We start from the raw sequence: 20,215 nt of genomic DNA on the forward strand, positions 1-20,215 counted from the left end.
ATCTCAACAAGCCTTAGGCCAGGATCACCTCGCTATCTTTCCGTGGCGACAACGCGGCCTTCTTTTGGCAATCGCTGCTTCCAGTGTCGCCATGCGGGTTTAAAAGTTCTGAAAATCCAGGCGATAAAGTTGTTGATTTGCTACCGACAACAGCCGTAGTCTGCTGTGGGGACTGGGGGGACTAACAGATGTGTAAGTTTCGCGCTGCCATGTCAGCGGCAATATTCACTTCAATTAGCGCATTATCCGGAATTCCTAATGAGGGCCACGCGCAAACTGGAGCGGCACTGGGCGTTACGCTGGGCTTCTTCTTGAGCGGCGCACTGGGTAAAATAGACAAGATAATTTCGGAAGCTAAGCAGGCCGCCCGATCGACAATAATCGACGCGGGGCAGCAGGCGGCGTGGACAATATCCGATGCCCAGACCGCCTATAAAGATTCCTTGGATCAAACAGTAAGCACCTTGAATCCGAAAATTCAAACTACGGTTTCTAACATCGAGACGATGCTAAAGGACATAGAAGGTGGCACAGCTAGTGACATCGAAAATGCATTGGAGAAATCGCAGGAGATAGTAAATTCGCTGCCTTTGAGTAAGACGTTTCCTCAACTTACAGAGCAGTCACCGAAGCTGGTCGCGCCTGCTACGAGCGCGACCACGAGGGTCATTTTATCGGGAAATTTTGTGGATGCCGCGAGGAGCGATTATCGGCCTCGGCTACATGTAGGAAGCGACATTTTAGAACCAATTGGTGTGACCACGCAGCAATTGATCTTTGAGGTCAAAAACGCGGCGCTGGGAGCGGCTGACGAGAATTCGGTCAAAGCTATCTCTTTCAACTTGGACGTACCCTATCGCGACTGGTACTGGTTCCTTTTCTATCAGCGAGAGGTGGCGACGTTTGTGCTGCCGATGGGACTGCTGCCGACAAAGCCGGGTACAGCTGAATATGTGGCAAGCATCGCCCACGAGCATGAAGAAACTCGAGAATCGTCTCAAGCATTCACTGCTGTTTCCTATGAGGGAATACGGGGATTCTGCGCGCACGCGGACACGCAATCAGGTTGGCATGTCGTTACAGACGGCAACTATCCCCAGCCGCCCATCTTCAACGAACACGGTAATAGGAAGGGTTCGGATAACGACTGGACAAACGCTTTCAGCTCGGCGAGCCCGGATGCGGTGTGCTGGGACTTTTGGCTTGATGACGGCGACGTCCAAATCGATTTTGCTATACCCTTTCGTGAGCATAGGACCGTGAAGGAGCTCGAGGAAGTGAAATCGCAGCTCGATCTGAAATGGAACGGCTCTGTTGCGGGGGAGATCCCCAATACCGGTAATTGGCTGGTTAACGTGAAGCCGTTTGACGGTGAGATGCAGCAGTTCGCGGGGCCAGGGACGTCGGTACCCCCCTACTTCACCATTGGTACACAAAATAGCTCTGTCATTATCAAATCAGCTCCGCCACCGGAGCTTCACTGAGAGGTTTGGTCATTGGCAGCGTCAATCATGCGGGTGGCCAGATCGCCAAGAGATTCTCTCGCGCCTCGCTTCCGATTTCTCGTCGCGGTCTCTGCCTGCTTCTGGGCCGATGCAGCCTACTCCGCGTCGTACATCTGCAAGATCGTGAATAACGAGTGGCAGGAATTCAGCTTCCACGTCGTGGGATCTATCGACTACGTCGCCGTCGGCCAGCGGGGAAAGGCCTACGAGCTTGGCACCGGCGTATACCTGTTTGGGCGTCCACGTGGCGAACGCAAGTCTGGCCACGACGTCACAAAAATTACTGCGATTGGCTTCGGCGCCCTTTACGCAAGATCGAAGGACTCAACCCAGTTCAAGGTTTGCATAACCTCAGAAGGTGTCTCGCCGATTACTATCATTGATAAGGAATTTTGACGGTTCTCCTCGAACCCGTCCTTCTGTCGTGCCGATATGGGCGACCAGCGGAGAAATCTCTTACCTCGGCTCAACTGCCGCGAGCCCTAATCTCGAATTGCACCGAGGTTGGTCAGTGCTGCGCGGTTGCGCGACATGCCGGCCCTAAAAATAGGTTCGCGGCGCGACAAGATTCTGCTGCTGGCGAACATAAAAACAATAGAAGCCGAACGCTGCAGCGAACCACATGAAGGCCTCACCCATAGCCAGCCGGTTGTTTGAATTGGTAAGGATGGTTATGGCGAAGAAGACCAGTGTTGAGATGTAGCAGGACCATGCGGCCGGAGCGATAAGCTTGGCCCGCATGGCCAGCAGAACCTGCCTGGCCGACCAGGTGTAGAGAAAGGCAAAGAACGCCAGTCCGACCACACCATAGCGCACGGCAATCTCCAGATAACCGTTGTGGAAGACGTTGAAGATCATGGGATGATAGGTTCTGTGCTCCCATTCGGTCAGCCAGCTGGAACTGGCTCCGAAGATCGGGTGGCGTTTCCAGATCTCGATCGCATCCGCCCACAGCATCAGCCGTTCCTTGGCTGCAAGCGGAACCGTATCGCTCGCGATGGCGCGGTCGAAGGCCGGCAGGACGCCATGCCTCAAGACATCCGGAACCAAGGCCTTGACGAAGATCATGGTGTCGCCGGCGGTGGACGAGAAGACGTTGTGTGTTGCGACAATGCCGGCCGCCACGATCGCCAGCACGCCACACGAAACCAGCAGTTCGCGGCGATGGCCTCTCGCCAGGGTCATGACCGCCAACAAGAGCAGGGCGAGCGCAAGCGCAAGCCAGACACCCTTTGACCGCATCTCGATGATGTTGACGAGGGCAAACAGCAGGACGGCTGTCGACAGCGCCCAATGCAGGTTCTTGGTTGCTTTCCTCAGGTCCGTTCTTTGGGCCGTGTACGCCATGAATTGCAGCGCGCAAAGGAAGATGAAACCGGCCGCCACCGACGCGTGGATGGGATTGTTGAAAAGCCGCGGGGTCGGTTGGATGCCTTGAAACATGTCCGAATAGAAGGTGTCCGCGGCCAGGAAGACGAGACTGAGGATCATGAACCAGAGGACGAGCCGCGCGGGCTGCCTGACAAACAGCAGAAACGCGAAGCCGGTCGTCGCATAGAACAGCGGAAACATGTAAATGCCTTCGGCGCCACCCAACTGGTGGGTGCCGAAATAGACGATCGCCAGTCGGATGAAGACGTAGAGCGACCAACCCAGGCACAGAAAGCCTACCCAACCGATCAGCGGTTTGCTGTAGGTCCACAAATCCACCCTGGACCAGCGGATGACTGCGACCAAGGCCAGCGCCAGGCCCGCATAGCGGTAGGTGTCGGCCTCGCGCCAGACCGCGGAGACCAAAGCGAGAATGGCGAGTGCCGCAAGCAACAGAAACAGGGTGTTGCGCGGCGCGTGGTCCCCGGCGTAGTCCGGGGTTTCCCGCGGCAAAGGGGGCCGCAGCAGGACGTGATGCAGGCGGCGCAGCTCGTCGCTGGCCCGCAACGCGCCGGCACTTAGCCGGCTCGGCCAGCCAAGCCTTGCGAATTTATAGCTTCCCGAGGGACCGGCTATGCCGGAAATCTTGCTGCTGGCAGCGAAGCCAAGCACGTTTTGGCGAACCGAATAGACTTTCAGGCCGGTATCCCAAAAGCGTTCGAGTGCGACGTCCCATGGCATTTTCATGACGGCGAGCGCCGACAACAGCCCCTGCGCCCCCTCCCGCGTCACCAGATAGGCGGCGGCCGAGCCTTGCGGGCCATGCAGCGCGCGACCGATCTCGTCGCCTTCCGTCGTCTCTACGGCGCGCATGAAGAAGCTCATGCGATGGTTGGTCAGCTTAATGACGTCGAAATCCGGCACCGCCGCGACGATGGCCTCGATGCGCCGCATGGTGTTTTCGCTGAAGAGGACGTCGTCCTCGACGATCAGGCCATGGGCGCTGCCACCGGCCAGGAACGCCTCCAGCGCCTGGATATGGCTGCGGTAACAGGCATATTCGCCCGGCAGGATGTCGCGCCCGCTGAGCTTACGCGCGGCTGGAAGATCGATCTCCGTCCAGTCCTCTTTGGCAAGCGCACGGCCGTCGATGGCTGAAATGCGCTGCAAGGTCAGGCCGGCCGCCTCGGCACTGGCGCACAATTCGCTCCAGCGACCGGTCTCGCGATCGAGGTTGATGGCGAAGATAGGAAGGTTCATTGAAGTTCCATGTTGAGCCGCCACCCATCTTGGTCGAATCTTCGATGACCTTGTATGGAAAAGAGGGAGATGTTCAAGGCGACACTGTTCAGATCATGTGCAAAATGGCGACCCCGATTTTGCCGCGATTGCGTTGGTTTTGCTGAACTATGACGCAGTGGAATTATTAGCCAATCGGACTCAAGGGAAGATCGCAAAGGGACTCTCGGGGTCCCGTGTGTCCGGACGGACCCATGATCGCTTGGCTGGGGCGCCAGGACATCAATCCAACCGCCCATAAACTTGGGGGCAACGTCACGATGCCCCATTGTTCGAAGATTTCCCCGTGTTACGATTGTCGACCAGTTCGACATTTGCCTAATCGTGCTTTCTTGTTGGCTAAGGTAGCTCGGGGCGATTGCCTTCATATGAGATGGCAAAAGAAAGTCACTTTTGTCCAATGTCGCCGATTAAGTTCAAGAAAATCGGGACCAGCCGCACGATTGTATCGGGACACTTACACCGTTTGATTTCAGGGCGAACTAGCGATCGCAGCCGCCTATGAGCGAATGCAAGGCAACCCCAGGGGGATAAGATGACTTACGTCGGCGTGCTCGTGTTCCTGCATACCCTAGTCAGCTTGGTTGCAATCGTTGCCGGGATCATCGCGATAATAGAAATGTTCGGAGGCAAAAGATCTAGTTTTGCCACTGATTTTTTCCTGCAAACGGCCGGGTTCACGAGTATCACTGGATTTCTTTTCCCATTTCACGGCGTGACACCTGCAGTGATAGTAGGGATCGTGGCGCTCGTCATATTAGCAGGAGTGCTTGTTGCACGTTCGCGATTTCATTTCGCCGGTGCGTGGCGCGGCATTTACGCCGCAGGAATGACTGCGAGTGTCTATCTCTTGGTATTCGTCGGAATAGTGCAAGCTTTCCAGAAGATTCCAATTCTGAATGTCTTTGCACCTACCGGAACTGAAATTCCTTTCGTCGTGACACAGGGTGTCACCCTCTTGATCTTCCTCGTTGTAGGCGCCCTTGCAGTTCTCCGCTATAAACCGGCAGTCGCACTGTCTTAAATAGTTGATTTTATTTGGAAAAAAATCTGGCTGGGGCGCCAGGATTCGAACCTGGGAATGTCGGTACCAAAAACCGATGCCTTACCGCTTGGCGACGCCCCAATTGCCGTCAGAGTCGCTTGTGCGGCGCGTTATTAGCAGAGCAGCCGAAAAGCACAATCCTTATGAATGATGGTCAGAACGTCCAATCGGGCAACTAACGCAGCTGCCGCCAGAGGGCATGCGTGCGGGCTATTCGGACCACACCGCCATCTCGTTGCCGGCTGGATCGACGAAGTGGAAGCGGCGGCCGCCGGGGAACGCGAAGATCGGCTTGACGATCGTGCCGCCGGCGCTTTCGACAGCGCTGAGGGTTGCTTCCAGATCCCTGCTGTAGAGCACAGGCAGCGGCTTGGCCGGTGCTTCCTCGGCATCGGCCTGGAAGCCGCCGTCCAGCCCCTCGGCAAAGGCCGAATAGGTCGGCCCATAATCGGTGAACGACCAGGCAAAGGCGGCGCTGTAGAAAGCCTTCAGCCGGTCCAGCGTTCCGCCGGTCGCCGGCATTTCCAGATAGTCGAGTTTTCCGGACAGTTTCATGCGACACCTATTTGTTCCTGTTATGTTCTATTCCAAAAGCCCCGGAAAGGCAAGTCTTTTTGACGCATCTTTGGACGTAGCTTTTGCTTAATCGATTGTAGGGGCCGCACGGCTTTGCCGACGCCTTGCCTTTCGCACTGCAGCATCATATCGCTCCAAAGTCGGGACACGGTGGAACTTTCCGTTTCGCCAATCTTTCCAATCTCCTGCAACCGGAGAGCAAAGCATGACCAAATGGGTTTTCACCTTTGGCGATGGCACGGCAGAAGGCCGTGCCGGCGACAAGAATCTGCTGGGCGGCAAGGGCGCTAACCTGGCCGAGATGTGCAGCCTGGGCCTGCCGGTGCCGCCGGGCTTCACCATCACCACCGAGGTCTGCAACGCCTACTATGCCGATGGCCGTGCCTATCCGGCGGGGTTGGAAGCCGATGTCGCGGTTGCGCTCGATCATATCGGACACCTGACCGGCCGTCGGTTCGGCGATCCGTCGAAACTGCTGCTGGTGTCGGTGCGTTCGGGGGCCCGCGCCTCGATGCCCGGCATGATGGATACCGTGCTCAATCTCGGGCTGAACGACGAGACGGTCGAGGCGCTCGCCGCCGATTCCGGCGATGCGCGCTTTGCCTATGACAGCTACCGCCGCTTCATCCAGATGTATTCCGATGTCGTCATGGGCCTCGACCATGAGGTGTTCGAGGAAATCCTGGAGGACCAGAAGGGCGGGCTGGGGCATGAGCTCGACACCGAGCTGACGGCGCCCGAATGGCAGGGCGTCATCGCGCTCTACAAGGCCAAGGTCGAGGACGAACTCGGCAGGCCGTTCCCGCAGGATCCGCATGAACAGCTATGGGGCGCGATCGGTGCCGTGTTCTCGAGCTGGATGAACAACCGCGCCATCACCTACCGGCGCCTGCACGACATTCCCGAAAGCTGGGGCACGGCGGTCAATGTCCAGGCCATGGTGTTCGGCAATATGGGCGAAACCTCGGCCACCGGCGTTGCCTTCACCCGCAACCCGTCGACCGGCGAGAAGATGCTCTATGGCGAGTTCCTGGTGAACGCGCAGGGCGAAGACGTCGTCGCCGGAATTCGCACGCCGCAGAACATCACCGAGGCGGCGCGCATTGCAGCGGGCTCGGACAAGCCATCGCTGCAGAAGCTGATGCCGGACGCGTTCCAGTCCTTCGTCACCATCTCCGACAGCTTGGAAAAGCACTACCGCGACATGCAGGATCTCGAATTCACCATCGAGCGCGGCAAATTGTGGATGCTGCAGACCCGCTCCGGCAAGCGCACCGCCAAGGCGGCGCTGAAAATTGCCGTCGAGATGGCGCGGGACAGACTGATCACGAAAGAGGAAGCCGTCGCCCGCATCGATCCGGCCTCGCTCGACCAGCTGCTGCATCCGACCATCGATCCCAAGGCCACGCGCGACGTCATCGGCATCGGCCTGCCGGCGTCGCCCGGTGCTGCCACTGGCGAGATCGTCTTCTCTTCCGGCGATGCCGAGGAACTGAAGACGCAAGGCCGCAAAGCGATCCTGGTGCGCATCGAAACCAGCCCCGAGGACATTCACGGCATGCACGCGGCGGAAGGCATCCTGACCACGCGTGGCGGCATGACTAGCCACGCCGCGGTGGTGGCGCGTGGCATGGGCAAGCCGTGCGTGTCGGGGGCAGGTTCGCTCCGCGTCGACTACAAGGCCGGCACGCTGATGGCCATGGGCTCGACCTTCCGCAAGGGCGACATCATCACCATCGATGGCAGCAACGGCCAGATATTGAAGGGCGCGGTATCGATGCTGCAGCCGGAGCTTTCCGGCGATTTCGCCGCCATCATGGAATGGGCCGACGCCGTGCGCCGCATGAAGGTGCGCACCAATGCCGAAACGCCGCTCGACGCGCGCATGGCGCGCTCCTTCGGCGCCGAAGGCATCGGGCTGTGCCGCACCGAGCACATGTTCTTCGACGGCGACCGCATCGTCGCCATGCGCGAGATGATCCTGGCCGACACTGAAAAGGACCGGCGCACCGCACTCGCCAAGCTTTTGCCGATGCAGCGTTCGGACTTCCTCGAACTGTTCGAGATCATGGCCGGCCTGCCGGTGACGATCCGCCTGCTCGATCCGCCGCTGCACGAATTCCTGCCCAAGACTGAAGGTGAGGTGGCCGAGGTCGCCGCCGCCATGAAGGTGTCGCCGGACAAGCTCAGGCAGCGCACCGAGGCCCTGCACGAGTTCAACCCGATGCTGGGCCACCGCGGCTGCCGGCTGGCCGTCTCCTATCCCGAAATCGCCGAGATGCAGGCGCGCGCCATTTTCGAGGCGGCTGTCGAGGCCGGCAAGAAGGCCGGTGCGCTTGTGGTTCCCGAGATCATGGTGCCGCTGGTCGGCCTGGTGAAGGAGCTCGACTACGTCAAGGCGCGCATCGATGCCGTTGCCAAGAGCGTCATGGAGGAAACCGGCGTCAAGATCGAGTATTTAACTGGCACGATGATCGAGCTCCCCCGCGCGGCCATCCGCGCCCATGTCATTGCAGAGTCAGCCGAGTTCTTCTCCTTCGGCACCAACGACCTGACGCAGACAACCTTCGGCATTTCGCGCGACGATGCGGCCTCGTTCCTGGAGACCTATCGCCAGAAAGGCATTATCGATCAGGATCCGTTCGTCTCGCTCGATATCGACGGCGTCGGCGAACTGGTGCGCATGGCTGCCGAAAAGGGCAGGGCGACGCGACCCGACATCAAGCTCGGCATTTGCGGCGAACATGGCGGCGACCCGGCTTCGATCCGCTTTTGCGAAGAGGTTGGCCTCGACTACGTGTCCTGCTCGCCCTATCGCGTGCCGATCGCCAGGCTGGCGGCCGCGCAGGCAGCGGTGCTGGTCGCGAAAGCAGGCCGCGGATAGGGTCCATCCAGCTTACCGTTTTGTAAGGCAATTCACGCGAACGTGCTGACGGCATTGCGTAATCTCGACATTGTTGCCGCCCAATTTGCGGACGTCCCGCCAATTGCTCCCGGAAACAGATGTTGCAGAGTTCACCCGCGCCGTTCCGCTCGATCCTGGTCATTCAAACGAAGTTCATAGGAGATCTCGTCCTCGCCTCGGCACTTGCACAAAATTTGCGGCTCGAATTCCCCGGCGCCAGGCTGGTGTTTCTGTGCGAGGCTCGCTTCGAGAGCTTCGTGATCTCCCATGGAATCGCTTCCGAGGTGGTCACGTTCCGGCGTGCCCGCATGCGCGGCACCCCCCTGGAGCGTGGGAAAGAGCTTTACGCCATGGTGCGGGCGTTGCGCCGCTTCCGCTTCGACCTGACGATCGACCTGACCGATTCGAAGACGTCGCGCATCGTCAGCGGGCTCGTCAACGCAAAGACCCGCGTCGGCTACAATCCCTCCGAAAGACCCTTGCGTCTGCTGGAGCGGCAGCCCGCCAATGTCTTTGCCAGGCCCTACGGCTTTGATGGCCAGCATTTTCTGTACCGCTACCTCTCGCCGCTCGAAGCGCTCGGCATCGAACTTCGCACGGTGATTCCGAGCCTTCAGCCCTTGCCGTTGGAGACGACGAAAGCATTGGCGCTGCTGGGCAAGCACCATCTGCGGCCAAACGCTTTCATCGCCGTGCATGCGGGCGCGAGCTTCGAGGGGCGACGTTGGCAGCCGGAGCGGTTTGCCGCGACGATCGACGAAATTGCAGGCGAAACCGGATTGGACATCGTCCTTGTGGGCGGCCCGGACGAACACAAGATTGCCGAACATATAATCGCCAGCACAGTCGCGCCGATCGTCAATCTCGTTGGAACGCTTTCGCTCGAAAGTCTGCTGGCGGTGCTGAAACAGGCCCGGCTGTTTCTTGGCAATGAGAGCGGCCCGATGCACATGGCCGCTGCCGCCGGAACCCCGGTTGTCGGGCTGTTTGGTCTGACGCATCCGTCGCGCTGGGGTCCCGTCGGCGTGCCCAGCATCTCGCTCCAGCCGCCGCTGCCTTGCGCCTGCGTGGCCAAGGATCTCTGCCGCGCGCCGGATCCCAGCAAGGCCTGCTGCGTCTGGGGCCTGGAGATCAGGCCTGTTGTCGACGCGGTGCGCGAGGTTCTGTTGCGCACCGAAATGAAGCTCGAGCGCGCCATCTGAGATCATGCGCCGCGCGCAAAACCGCGATCGCAATCGTGGAATGGCCTGTTCACCACATGAACGGTCAAATTGTCGCGCCGGGCGCTTTTCTGCTATGCACCATCCCGATTTCCGCCTTCATGCGGATCTTGGGATGACTGCTCGAAATGACCGGTCAGGAATTCGGTTTGATGCGCCTGCTGCAAAAAAATCTCTGCATGATCGCCATGTCGCTGGCGATGGTATCCGCCGGCCATGCCGCGCCGCTCGTCGAGCCGACGCTGCACATCAGGCCGGAGGCGAGCGGAGCTGGTCGTGTCGCGCTTACGCTCGATGCCTGCGGCGGACAGACCGACAACCGGATCCTTTCGGCGCTGGTGGACAACAAGATCCCGGCCACCATTTTCGTGACCGGCATCTGGCTGAAGCGGAACGCTGCCGCCGTCGAGATCATGCGGGCGCATCCTGATCTGTTCGAACTGGAAAATCACGGCGGTCATCATATCCCGGCGGTCGATACACCGCAGAAGATCTACGGCATCCGCAGCGCCGGCAGCCCGGACGCGGTGCTGGCCGAGGTCGAGTCGGGTGCCGCCGCTCTTGCCAGGACCGGCGAGCCGGCGCCGAAATGGTTTCGTGGCGCGACCGCCGAATACAGCCCGTCGGCAATCGCCATGATCCGCAAGCTTGGCTTCAAGATCGCGGGATTCTCGATAAACGGCGACGGTGGCTCATTGCTTGGCGCCAAGGAAACCGCGCGGCGCATTGCAGCGGCCAAGGACGGTGACGTGATTATCTCGCACATCAACCAGCCGACCCATGCGGCCGGCGAAGGGGTGGTGCAGGGGCTGCTGGCGCTGAAGGCCAGGGGCTTGACCTTTGTGCGGCTCGACGATGCCGACGGTGTCGGCAATCACGGCACCACCGACTGACCGGTGCATCGATATTCAGGTGATGCCGGCCTGCGAATGTTGGTTTCCTGTGCTTCCCCGTTCTACCGCGTCGCGGTAGAACTGAGCTCACGGACCCAAAAGTCCGCTCCGTTCCGGTTCTCGGAACCCACCATTCTCGACTCGGCCTGACGTGAATCTCAACGCACCTCACGCCGAGTTCGCTTGGGTTCGAAAATCGCTCAGCCCGGTTTGGCTTCGATCGTGACCTTGCTGGCGTAGAATGCGCCGTGGTTGCGGATTTCAGTCATTTCGTCGAAAGGCCGTTCATAGGCCCACATGGCGTTCTGGCCGGTTTCGCCGGCAGGCAGCACGCTCCAATAGCTTGCATCGCCCTTGTAGGGGCAATGGGTCGAGTGTTCTGTGCTGCTGAGCTTGTCGAAATCGATGTCGGCGAACGGAATGTAGAAGGCCGCAGGATAGGGGGTCTCGGTCAGCACTTTGGCGTTCGCTGATGAAGCGATGACCACGTCCCCGGCACGCACCGTGATGGTGCCGGCATAGGGCTCGATGGTGATGACCTTGTCGGGATTGCGTTGAAAGCCGGGTGCCGGGTTGGCGATCTGATCCATGCGGGGGTCTCCTTGCCTCGACTTTAAGGTGTGTCGTGCAAGCGCATTGCGCAAGGCCCACACGCAAGCCAATTGCCCAGAGCTCACTCGGGCGGACAGCGCCCCTGAAAGAACTTGTCTGCCGACCGTCAGGCGGCGGTCTTGAACGCATCCATGAGACCGGCATAGGCGGCCGCGATGCCGGCCACCGGGTTGCTGCTTCGCGACGCGGTCTCGACCTTCAAGTGACCGCCACCGGTCGGCAAGGTGAGCAGCAGGAACTGGCGATTGCCGCCATTGCCGACGGACGCGGCCGCGACATGCTGGCCTTCGCCCTGGTTCTGGACGCACATCTTGAACAGCAGCGTGCCGCCGACCGCTTCGAGCGCGCCGCCGACAACTTCAACAAATTCATCTTCGGAAACAGTCTTCGTATCCGGCACCAGATCGGCCAGACTTTCGGCAAGCGTACTCTCGAGGGCCTTGTCGTCGAGTTGCGCGTCCATGCGAACCTCTTTCAGTCGCCAATCTCACCCCTTTGCCCGTTAACGAAACTTAACGCCGACGGATGGCCGGATTGTGGCGGTTGTCCCTGTCATGTCGATCAATGTAGCGCTCGGCCGTGCTGGTGACTGGACAATCCGCCGGTTCGCTCCACAATGGTCCGAAAAGCAAGACGCAAAAGCGTGAGGGAGGACCGAATGCTGGGACTGATGCAGGAATGGCCGCTGCTTTGCCACAAGCTCATCGACAATGCCGAGCGGCAGCATGGTGTGCGCGAGATCGTGTCGCGCTCGATCGAGGGGCCAATCGTGCGCACCACCTATGCCGACATCCATCGTCGCGCCCTGAAAGTCGCCCAGCGGCTGGAGCGTGACGGCTATCGCTTGGGCGACCGCATCGCGACGCTGGCCTGGAACACCGCGCGCCACATCGAGGCCTGGTACGGCATCATGGGCATCGGCGCCATCTACCATACGCTCAATCCGCGGCTGTTTCCCGAGCAGATCGTCTGGATCATGAACCATGCCGAGGACAAGGCTGTGTTCGTCGACCTGACCTTCCTGCCGCTGCTCGAGAAGATTGCCGGTGCCGTCAAGTCGCTGAAACAGGTGATCGTGCTGACCGACAAGGCACACATGCCGGAGACGACATTGCCCAATGTGGTCGCCTATGAAGACTGGCTTGATGAGGTGGATGGCGACTTCGCCTGGAAGACCTTCGACGAAGGCACCGCCGCCGGCATGTGTTACACGTCCGGGACCACGGGCGATCCAAAGGGCGTCGTCTACAGTCACCGTTCGAACGTGCTGCACGCCATGATCGCCGCCATGCCCGATGCCATGGGCCTGTCGTCGCGCGATACGATCTTGCCGGTCGTGCCGATGTTCCACGCCAATGCCTGGGGCCTTGCCCAGAGCGGGCCGATGATCGGCGCCAAGCTGGTCATGCCTGGCTGCAAGATGGACGGAGCCTCCATCTACGAACTGCTCGACACCGAGAAGGTGACATTCAGCGCCGCCGTGCCGACCGTCTGGATGATGCTGCTGCAGCATCTGGAGGAGACCGGCAAGAAGCTTCCCTATCTCAACAAGGTCGTCATCGGCGGCTCGTCCTGCCCGCGCGCGATCATGACGAAGTTTCAGCAGAACTACGATGTCCAGGTCATCCATGCCTGGGGCATGACCGAAATGTCGCCGCTCGGTACCCTGTGCACCTTGAAGCCGGACTACGCCGGTCTTGAGGGGGAAGCCCGGCTCGATGTCCAGCAGAAACAGGGCTACCCGCCCTTCGGCGTCGAAATGAAGGTGACCGACGACGACAACAATCCGCAGCCCTGGGATGGCAAGACATTTGGCCGCCTGAAAGTGCGCGGACCGGCCGTTGCCCGCGCCTACTTTGGCGGCGCCGGCCTGGAGCAGTTCGACGAGGACGGCTGGTTCGACACCGGCGACGTCGCTCACATCGACGCCGGCGGCTATATGCAGATCACCGATCGCGCCAAGGACGTCATCAAGTCCGGCGGCGAATGGATTTCGACCATCGACCTCGAGAATCTGGCCGTCGGCCACCCCGATGTCGCGGAGGCCGCAGCCATCGGCGTCCATCATTCGAAATGGGGCGAACGGCCGTTGCTGGTCGTCGTCCGCAAACCGGGCAAGGACCCTAGCAAGGCCGATATTCTCGACTTCATGGACGGCAAGGTGGCCAAATGGTGGATGCCGGACGATGTCGCCTTCGTCGGCGAAATTCCGCACACCGCCACCGGCAAGATCCAGAAGATCACCTTGCGCCAGCAGTTCAAGGACTATCGCTTGCCGACGGATTGACGCGATGGTGCATGTTTCGGCTTCATGCCATCGCAAAAAGGCACTAAGTGTCCGTTCGGGTTGGGGCAGCGCAGAAAACGATGGTTAGTATTCCCGAACGGCAAACGTCGAAGGCGGCCGGATGGTCGCGGCGCACGGCCGCTTTTTCGTTGGTGCTGCTGCTGACGGTCTTCGTCGGCCATCGCTTCGATCTCGTCGAAACACCTGTCTTCCTGTGGGTGCTGGGCATCGTCGCGCTGCTGGCCGCCCTGGCGCTGTTGTTTGCCGGGTTTGCCTTTTCGCGGCTGTGGAACTTCGGCGATCGCGGCGGTCGCGACCTGACGGTCGGCGCGCTGCTGGCGCTGCTGGTGCTCGCGCCCTATGGCGTTGCCGCCTACTGGGCGACGATCTATCCGCCGCTCAGGGATATCTCGACGGATTTCGACGAGCCGCCGGCACTCGACGTGAGCGACCGGACGAAGGATATGAACGTGCTCTCCCCGTCGACGCCTGGCGAACAGAGGCTGCAGACCGACAGCTATCCGCTGGTCAGCGCACGCAGCTACGACCTGCCGTTCGAGACTGTCGTCAATGCCGTCGAAACCGTACTCGACCGGCGCAACTGGGATCTCTCGGAACCCTATCCCGACCTCGCCGGGCAAAGCGACGTGACCATTACCGCCGTCGCCAAGGGCTTCGTGCTCGGTCTTCCCGCCGATGTGGCGATCCGCGTGACGGACGATGGCGATACGGTCATCGTCGATATGCGCTCAGCTTCGCGATACGGCCGCTACGACCTCGGCGACAATGCCGCGCGCATCACCGACTTCCTGGCGGAACTCGACCAGGAAGTCGCCGGTCAGGTTGGCGCGGCGCCGGCCGAATAGGGCATTGGAACCTGGCAGCCCGTCTTGGCGGTCGATCTGGGCAGCCTATCTGGCCGGCGTGAAGATGCCGTCAATGGCCGGTGCGGCGTCTGTCGCGACCAGATTGCGCGCCACCAGATCCTCGAGATGGGCAAGCACCGATAGCCCGGCGGCGCCATGCAGCCGCGGATCGGTATCCCTGTAGATCGCCTTGACCATGTCCGCGATCGTCCGGTCGCCCTCTCTGACCCGCTGCAGTATGGCGCGCTCGCGCATCTTGCGGTGCGTCTTCAGCCCGCGCATGAAAGCGCGCGGTGCCGTCACCGGCCCGCCATGCCCGGGCAGCAGCAAGCGATCCCCGCGTTCGATCAGCCGGTCCAGCGAGGCCATGTAATCGGCCATCGCCCCATCCGGCGGGGCGACGATGGAGGTTGCCCAGGCCATGACATGGTCGGCCGAAAACAGGATGCCGGTTCCTTCCAGCGCGAATGTCGCGTGATTGGCGGTGTGGCCCGGGGTCAGAACCGTCCTGATCGACCAGCCGTCGCCGTCGATCACCTTGTCGTCGGGCAATGCGATATCGGGGACGAAAGCCGTGTCGGCACTGGCGTCGAGCGCGTTGGTCTCGCCGATGTGCAAAGGTCTTGCCGGCCGGTGCGGCCCCTCTGCCAGCACGATGGCGCCGGTGCGCTCCTTCAGCCGGGCCGCCAGCGGGGAGTGGTCACGATGCGTGTGGCTGACGAAGATATGGCTGACCGGCCGGCCCGCGATCACGTCGAGCAGGGTCTGCAGATGCGCCTCGTCATCCGGTCCCGGATCGATCACCGCCAGCGTATCGCGGCCAACGATGTAGCTGTTGGTGCCGTGAAAGGTGAAGGGGCTCGGATTGCGGGCCGTGATGCGCTGGATATCGGGCGCGACGCTTACCCCCTGGCCATAAAAGGGGTCGAAGCCGGTATCGAATTTGAGTGCCATGGCGGATGCATCGGTGCCTTGTTTCAGGAAACGGCAAAACCGATTGCCGCATAACACGCAAGCCAATATAGGAGAACGTGAGGCCGCGAACATCGGATAGCGGCAATCGGATTGGGGAAATACCATGGCAATTGCAACCACGATGCGTCCGCTTGTTTCTCTGGCTTTGCCGCAAAATGCCGTGGCGCGGCTGGCAACGCAGCTTTTCCTGGCGATCGCCGGAACACTGGTGCTGACCCTGTCGGCCAAGACCAAGGTGATGCTCGGGCCGGTCGACATTTCGATGCAGACGCTGGCCGTGCTGCTGATCGCCGCCGCCTTCGGCATGCGTCTCGGCGTCGCCACCCTGCTGCTTTACATGGCGGAGGGCGCCATGGGCTTCCCCGTCTTCCAGAGCACCCCGGAAAAGGGTCTCGGCATTGCCTACATGCTCGGCTCGACCGGCGGTTATCTCGCCGGCTTCGTGGTCATGGCGGCAATCGTCGGCTGGGCCGCCGATCGCGGCTGGGATCGCCATCCGATCAAGCTTTTCAACGCCATGCTGGTTGCCGAGGTCGTCATGATGGCGATGGGCTTTGCCTGGTTGGCGCTGCTGATCGGCCCGGAAAAGTCGTGGCAGTTCGGCGTCGTGCCGTTCATCGTCGGTGACTTGATCAAGGTTGCCTTGGCGGCAAGCCTGGTGCCGGCTGTGTGGACGCTGCTGAAGCGCGGCTGAAACGCGAGCAGGGCCAACGGCTCGGCGTCGATACTGCCGAAGGCGTGCCGATATTTTCAATGATGATGTTCAGTAAGCCGGCCTGTTAGGGCCGGCTTTTCTATAGAATCAAACAATGCTGTTGATCAAAACTTCCACCAACCGTTGACGTGAAATACATGCTTGCTGGTGCAGCCGCACTGTCGTAGCCCTTGATCTTCGACGGTGTCGAATCGCCGAAGGCGAGACGCCTGATTCGTTTGCAAACGAACGGGCAAGCCAAGCGCATCATCGCAAATGGCCCATCGCCTGCACGGCAACTTCGGGGGAAGGGCAAGGCGTTGAATGTCGCAGCGTCAACTATTGTCGGAAGCCGGCATTTCCTGTTCAGGATACGATTTCAGCTGCTTGGCGGACTGACATTCGCGATTTTTGCGCCGGCGATTATCCGGATTGTCTTCAATCCTGAGTTTATCTATTCGGCCAACCTTCAGGTGACGGTAACCGCTGCGGCGATTGCGCATCTTGCGGGCTTCCTCTCCTATCGCCGCATCGGAAATTTCCCGGGCGTGGCCGCGGCCAGTTACATCTTGCCGACCTTTGCCCTGTCCTACGGGGCCGTTTTCCTGACCATTTTCTTTTTCCGTTTCGAGTACAGCCGGTTTCAGGCCGCCGCCAGCTTCACGCAGTCCACCCTCTGGTATTTCGGCCTGAGCCTGTTGACGCGGCGTCTCGATCCGTACCGGCTCGTCGTGGTTCCCGGCGGAGATGTCGAGCGCCTCAAGACGCTGCCGGGGGTGCACTGGTTCTGGATCAAGTCGACCAACACCGTCATTGAAAGAGCCAGCGGCGTGGTCGTTGATCTGCGTGCCGATCTTGGCGCGGAGTGGGAACGATATATTGCGGATCGGGCTCTTTCGGGAACACCCGTTTACCACGTCAAGCAGGTCAGAGAGTCTCTGACTGGTCGGGTCGAGATCGAGCATCTGTCGGAAAACACGCTTGGTTCGCTCAATCCGAACCAGGCCTATCTCAAGATCAAGCAGGCAGCCGACTGGGTCTCCGCGCTTGTCTTGATTGTCGTTCTTTCCCCTGTTCTAGCGCTGATAGCGCTGCTGATCCGGTTGGACTCCGAGGGTCCCGTGCTGTTTCGGCAGCAACGCATGGGCTACCGGGGCAAGATCTGCACAGTCTACAAGTTTCGCTCGATGCGGCAGCACGTTGGCGCCGGCAACGACAAGGAGAGGGCGATAACCAAGCGCGACGATGATCGCATCACTGGCGTTGGGCGTTTCCTGCGAAAGTTCAGGATCGACGAACTGCCGCAGGTCATCAACATCCTGCGTGGCGAAATGAGTTGGATCGGACCGCGGCCGGAAGCTGTCGTGCTGTCGCAGTGGTACGAGGCTGAGCTGCCATTCTACCGCTACAGGCATATCGTCAGGCCAGGTATAAGTGGGTGGGCGCAAGTAAATCAAGGGCATGTGGCTGCCGTCGATGATGTTATGGAGAAATTGCACTACGATTTCTATTACATAAAGAACTTTTCGCCTTGGCTGGATGTTTTGATAACTCTCAAGACAATGAAAACGATGCTTACCGGCTTTGGCGCCCGATAGCCAAAGCGAAGCATGACTCTGGAATAGCAAGCGCAGGAATCAGATGGATCTCGCCTCCAGGAAAATAGCAATCATCGGGCTTGGCTATGTCGGCCTGCCGCTGGCGGTCGCCTTCGGCGCCACCAGGGATGTCGTCGGGTTCGACATCAACCAGTCGAGGGTGGACGCGCTGAGGCGTGGCGAGGACCATACGCTGGAAGCCAGCAGCGATGAGATCAATGCTGCTACGCGGCTGAGCTTCACCACCGACAAGGCCGATCTGCGCGATTGCGGGATTTTCATCGTCACGGTGCCGACGCCGATCGACAGGGCCAACCGGCCGGATCTGAAACCCCTGATCATGGCATCGACATTGGTCGGTGAGGTCATCTCGCCGGGCGCGGTGGTGATCTTCGAATCGACTGTCTATCCCGGCTGCACGGAAGAGGTGTGCGCGCCGCTGATCGAGAAACATTCGGGCCTGCGTTACAATGAGGGGTTCTTCCTCGGCTACAGTCCCGAGCGCATCAATCCGGGTGACCGCGAGCATCGGCTGCAGACGATCGTCAAGGTCACCAGCGGCTCCACGCCGGAAGCGGCCGAAGGCATCGATGCGCTCTATGCCTCGATCGTGCCGGCGGGTACGCACCGTACTTCGAGCATTGCGGTCGCCGAAGCGGCCAAGGTCATCGAGAACACCCAGCGGGACCTCAACATCGCGCTGATGAACGAGTTGTCACTCATCTTCGGTAAGCTGGGCATCGACACGTCCGAGGTGCTGGAAGCCGCCGGCACCAAATGGAATTTCCTGCGCTTCACGCCGGGTCTCGTCGGTGGTCACTGTATCGGCGTCGATCCCTACTATCTCACCCACAAGGCCCAGGAACTCGGCTATCATCCGGAGGTGATTCTTGCCGGCCGCCGTATCAATGACGGCATGGGTCAGCATGCGGCGGATCAGACGGCCCGCCTGATGATGCGCAAGGGGATACCTGTCGTCGGTAGCCGGATTTTGGTGATGGGCGCGGCTTTCAAGGAAAACTGTCCGGACCTGAGAAATTCCAAGGTCGCCGATATCGTCGCCCAGCTGAAGGAATACAATGCCGGCATCGACATTTGGGACCCTTGGGTCGACGCGCAGGAATGCGCGCGCGCCTTCGGCATAGCGAGCATGAAGGACATTCCCGACGAGCGCTATGACGGCGTTATCGTGGCCGTCGGCCACAGGCAGTTCCGCGCGCTGGGCGTCGACGGCCTGCAGGCGCTTTGCAAGACCCCGGGCGTCATCTACGACATCAAGGGTCTGTTCCCCAGGCATGTTACGGATGGGCGCTTCTGATGAAGGTTCTGGTCACCGGCGCTGCCGGCTTCATAGGTTATCACGTATCGAAGCGACTGCTGGAGCGCGGCGACGAGGTTGTCGGCATCGACAACGTCAACAGCTACTACGATCCGCAGATCAAGGAGGCGAGGCTGCGGCTGCTTGAGGAGGCGAGCCGCAAGACCAATGCCGGCTATCACTTCATCCGCGGCAATCTCGCCGACAAAAGCGTGGTCGACGGCTGCTTTGCCGACCACGCATTCGACCGGGTTATCCATCTCGCCGCCCAGGCCGGGGTTCGCTACAGCCTGGAGAACCCGCACGCCTATGTCGAAAGCAACATCATCGCCTTCGCCAACATGTTGGAGGCCTGCCGCAATAGCGCCGTTGCGCACCTGACCTATGCCAGCACCTCGAGCGTCTACGGCGCCAACACCGACATGCCGTTTTCCGAGCACCGGCCGGCCGACCATCCGCTGCAGTTCTACGCCGCGACCAAGCGAGCCAACGAGTTGATGGCGCACAGCTACAGCCATTTGTTCGGGTTGCCGACGACCGGGCTTCGCTTCTTCACCGTGTATGGCCCTTGGGGGCGCCCGGACATGGCGCTGTTCCTGTTCACCAAGAACATCCTTGCCGGCGAGCCGATCAAGCTGTTCAACAACGGCAACCACACGCGCGACTTCACCTATGTCGAGGACATCGCCGAAGGTGTCGTGCGGGCCAGCGACAGCCCGGCCACCAGTAATGCTGCCTGGGACTCCAGCCGCCCGGATTCGGGCACGAGCAGCGCTCCCTGGCGCATCTTCAACATCGGCAACAACAACCCCGTGAAGCTGACCGCCTATGTCGAGGCGCTGGAAAAAGCGCTGGGCCGGAAAGCGATCGTCGAACTGCTACCGCTGCAGGCTGGCGACGTGCCCGATACCTTTGCCGACACATCGGCACTGGAGCGGGCGGTCGGCTATCGCCCGACGACGACGGTGACCGAGGGGGTCGGGCGGTTTGTCGAGTGGTACCAGTCGTATTTTGGGCGGGGATAGCCTGTCTCCCGGCGGATCCGCGCATA

The 20,215-nt window shown here is 60.4% G+C and carries 17 protein-coding genes and 1 tRNA gene; 12 read left to right on the top strand and 6 right to left on the bottom strand.

The window, feature by feature from the left end; translation table 11 throughout:
• The first annotated feature begins 188 nt into the window (after positions 1 to 188).
• Positions 189 to 1,484: a hypothetical protein gene (locus tag FCU66_RS04425; protein ID WP_136621071.1), complete on the top strand. Its 1,296-nt coding sequence runs from the start codon at positions 189 to 191 to the stop codon at positions 1,482 to 1,484.
• 12 nt (positions 1,485 to 1,496) lie between these two features.
• A complete protein-coding gene (locus FCU66_RS04430) occupies positions 1,497 to 1,901 on the top strand; it encodes a hypothetical protein (RefSeq protein WP_136625395.1) in 405 nt (134 codons plus the stop codon).
• Positions 1,902 to 2,045: 144 nt separating this feature from the next.
• Here FCU66_RS04430 and FCU66_RS04435 read toward each other — a convergent pair whose 3' ends face one another.
• A complete protein-coding gene (locus FCU66_RS04435) occupies positions 2,046 to 4,136 on the bottom strand; it encodes an O-antigen ligase family protein (protein ID WP_136621069.1) in 2,091 nt (696 codons plus the stop codon).
• Between the two features lie 574 nt (positions 4,137 to 4,710).
• On the opposite strand from FCU66_RS04435, the gene FCU66_RS04440 reads away from it, so the two are divergent.
• Positions 4,711 to 5,199: a hypothetical protein gene (locus FCU66_RS04440; RefSeq protein WP_136621068.1), complete on the top strand. Its 489-nt coding sequence runs from the start codon at positions 4,711 to 4,713 to the stop codon at positions 5,197 to 5,199.
• Between the two features lie 27 nt (positions 5,200 to 5,226).
• On the opposite strand, the gene FCU66_RS04445 is transcribed toward FCU66_RS04440, so the two are convergent.
• Positions 5,227 to 5,301, bottom strand: a tRNA-Gln gene (locus FCU66_RS04445).
• Between the two features lie 129 nt (positions 5,302 to 5,430).
• On the bottom strand, positions 5,431 to 5,775 hold the full coding sequence (locus tag FCU66_RS04450) for a VOC family protein (protein ID WP_136621067.1): 345 nt from the start codon (positions 5,773 to 5,775) through the stop codon (positions 5,431 to 5,433).
• Positions 5,776 to 6,001: 226 nt separating this feature from the next.
• Between FCU66_RS04450 and ppdK the strand changes: the two genes are divergently transcribed.
• The 3 genes from ppdK (at position 6,002) to FCU66_RS04465 (ending at position 10,814) form a co-directional block, all read left to right on the top strand.
• Positions 6,002 to 8,680, top strand: a complete 2,679-nt coding sequence (gene ppdK / locus FCU66_RS04455; protein WP_136621066.1) for a pyruvate, phosphate dikinase — start codon at positions 6,002 to 6,004, stop codon at positions 8,678 to 8,680.
• A gap of 119 nt (positions 8,681 to 8,799) precedes the next feature.
• Positions 8,800 to 9,903 carry a glycosyltransferase family 9 protein gene (locus FCU66_RS04460; protein ID WP_136621065.1) on the top strand — a complete coding sequence of 368 codons (1,104 nt, stop codon included), beginning with the start codon at positions 8,800 to 8,802 and terminating at the stop codon, positions 9,901 to 9,903.
• Between the two features lie 170 nt (positions 9,904 to 10,073).
• On the top strand, positions 10,074 to 10,814 hold the full coding sequence (locus FCU66_RS04465) for a polysaccharide deacetylase family protein (RefSeq protein ID WP_136621064.1): 741 nt from the start codon (positions 10,074 to 10,076) through the stop codon (positions 10,812 to 10,814).
• Positions 10,815 to 11,014: 200 nt separating this feature from the next.
• On the opposite strand, the gene FCU66_RS04470 is transcribed toward FCU66_RS04465, so the two are convergent.
• Both FCU66_RS04470 and FCU66_RS04475 read right to left on the bottom strand, forming a co-directional pair.
• A complete protein-coding gene (locus tag FCU66_RS04470; protein ID WP_136621063.1) occupies positions 11,015 to 11,404 on the bottom strand; it encodes a DUF427 domain-containing protein in 390 nt (129 codons plus the stop codon).
• 128 nt (positions 11,405 to 11,532) lie between these two features.
• Positions 11,533 to 11,889: a hypothetical protein gene (locus FCU66_RS04475; RefSeq protein WP_136621062.1), complete on the bottom strand. Its 357-nt coding sequence runs from the start codon at positions 11,887 to 11,889 to the stop codon at positions 11,533 to 11,535.
• A 195-nt stretch (positions 11,890 to 12,084) separates the two neighbouring features.
• Between FCU66_RS04475 and FCU66_RS04480 the strand changes: the two genes are divergently transcribed.
• On the top strand, positions 12,085 to 13,713 hold the full coding sequence (locus tag FCU66_RS04480) for a fatty-acid--CoA ligase (protein WP_136621061.1): 1,629 nt from the start codon (positions 12,085 to 12,087) through the stop codon (positions 13,711 to 13,713).
• Between the two features lie 80 nt (positions 13,714 to 13,793).
• Positions 13,794 to 14,579 (top strand): DUF1499 domain-containing protein, encoded by a 786-nt coding sequence (locus FCU66_RS04485; protein WP_136621060.1) that lies wholly within the window; start codon positions 13,794 to 13,796, stop codon positions 14,577 to 14,579.
• 45 nt (positions 14,580 to 14,624) lie between these two features.
• On the opposite strand, the gene FCU66_RS04490 is transcribed toward FCU66_RS04485, so the two are convergent.
• Entirely contained in the window at positions 14,625 to 15,533 is a 909-nt protein-coding gene (locus FCU66_RS04490) for an MBL fold metallo-hydrolase (protein ID WP_136621059.1), read from the bottom strand.
• A gap of 124 nt (positions 15,534 to 15,657) precedes the next feature.
• On the opposite strand from FCU66_RS04490, the gene FCU66_RS04495 reads away from it, so the two are divergent.
• From FCU66_RS04495 to FCU66_RS04510, 4 genes are all read left to right on the top strand, one after another.
• Positions 15,658 to 16,248: a biotin transporter BioY gene (locus tag FCU66_RS04495; protein WP_136621058.1), complete on the top strand. Its 591-nt coding sequence runs from the start codon at positions 15,658 to 15,660 to the stop codon at positions 16,246 to 16,248.
• Between the two features lie 191 nt (positions 16,249 to 16,439).
• The gene (locus FCU66_RS04500; protein WP_246093781.1) at positions 16,440 to 17,846 is read left to right on the top strand and encodes a sugar transferase; all 1,407 of its coding nucleotides are present in this window, start codon (positions 16,440 to 16,442) and stop codon (positions 17,844 to 17,846) included.
• A 43-nt stretch (positions 17,847 to 17,889) separates the two neighbouring features.
• Positions 17,890 to 19,164: a nucleotide sugar dehydrogenase gene (locus FCU66_RS04505; protein ID WP_136621057.1), complete on the top strand. Its 1,275-nt coding sequence runs from the start codon at positions 17,890 to 17,892 to the stop codon at positions 19,162 to 19,164.
• Positions 19,164 to 20,189 (top strand): NAD-dependent epimerase, encoded by a 1,026-nt coding sequence (locus FCU66_RS04510; RefSeq protein WP_136621056.1) that lies wholly within the window; start codon positions 19,164 to 19,166, stop codon positions 20,187 to 20,189. Before FCU66_RS04505 ends, FCU66_RS04510 begins: the two co-directional genes overlap by 1 nt.
• The last annotated feature ends 26 nt before the right edge of the window (positions 20,190 to 20,215 follow it).

This window comes from Mesorhizobium norvegicum (genome assembly GCF_004919685.1).
Classification (GTDB): domain Bacteria; phylum Pseudomonadota; class Alphaproteobacteria; order Rhizobiales; family Rhizobiaceae; genus Mesorhizobium; species Mesorhizobium norvegicum.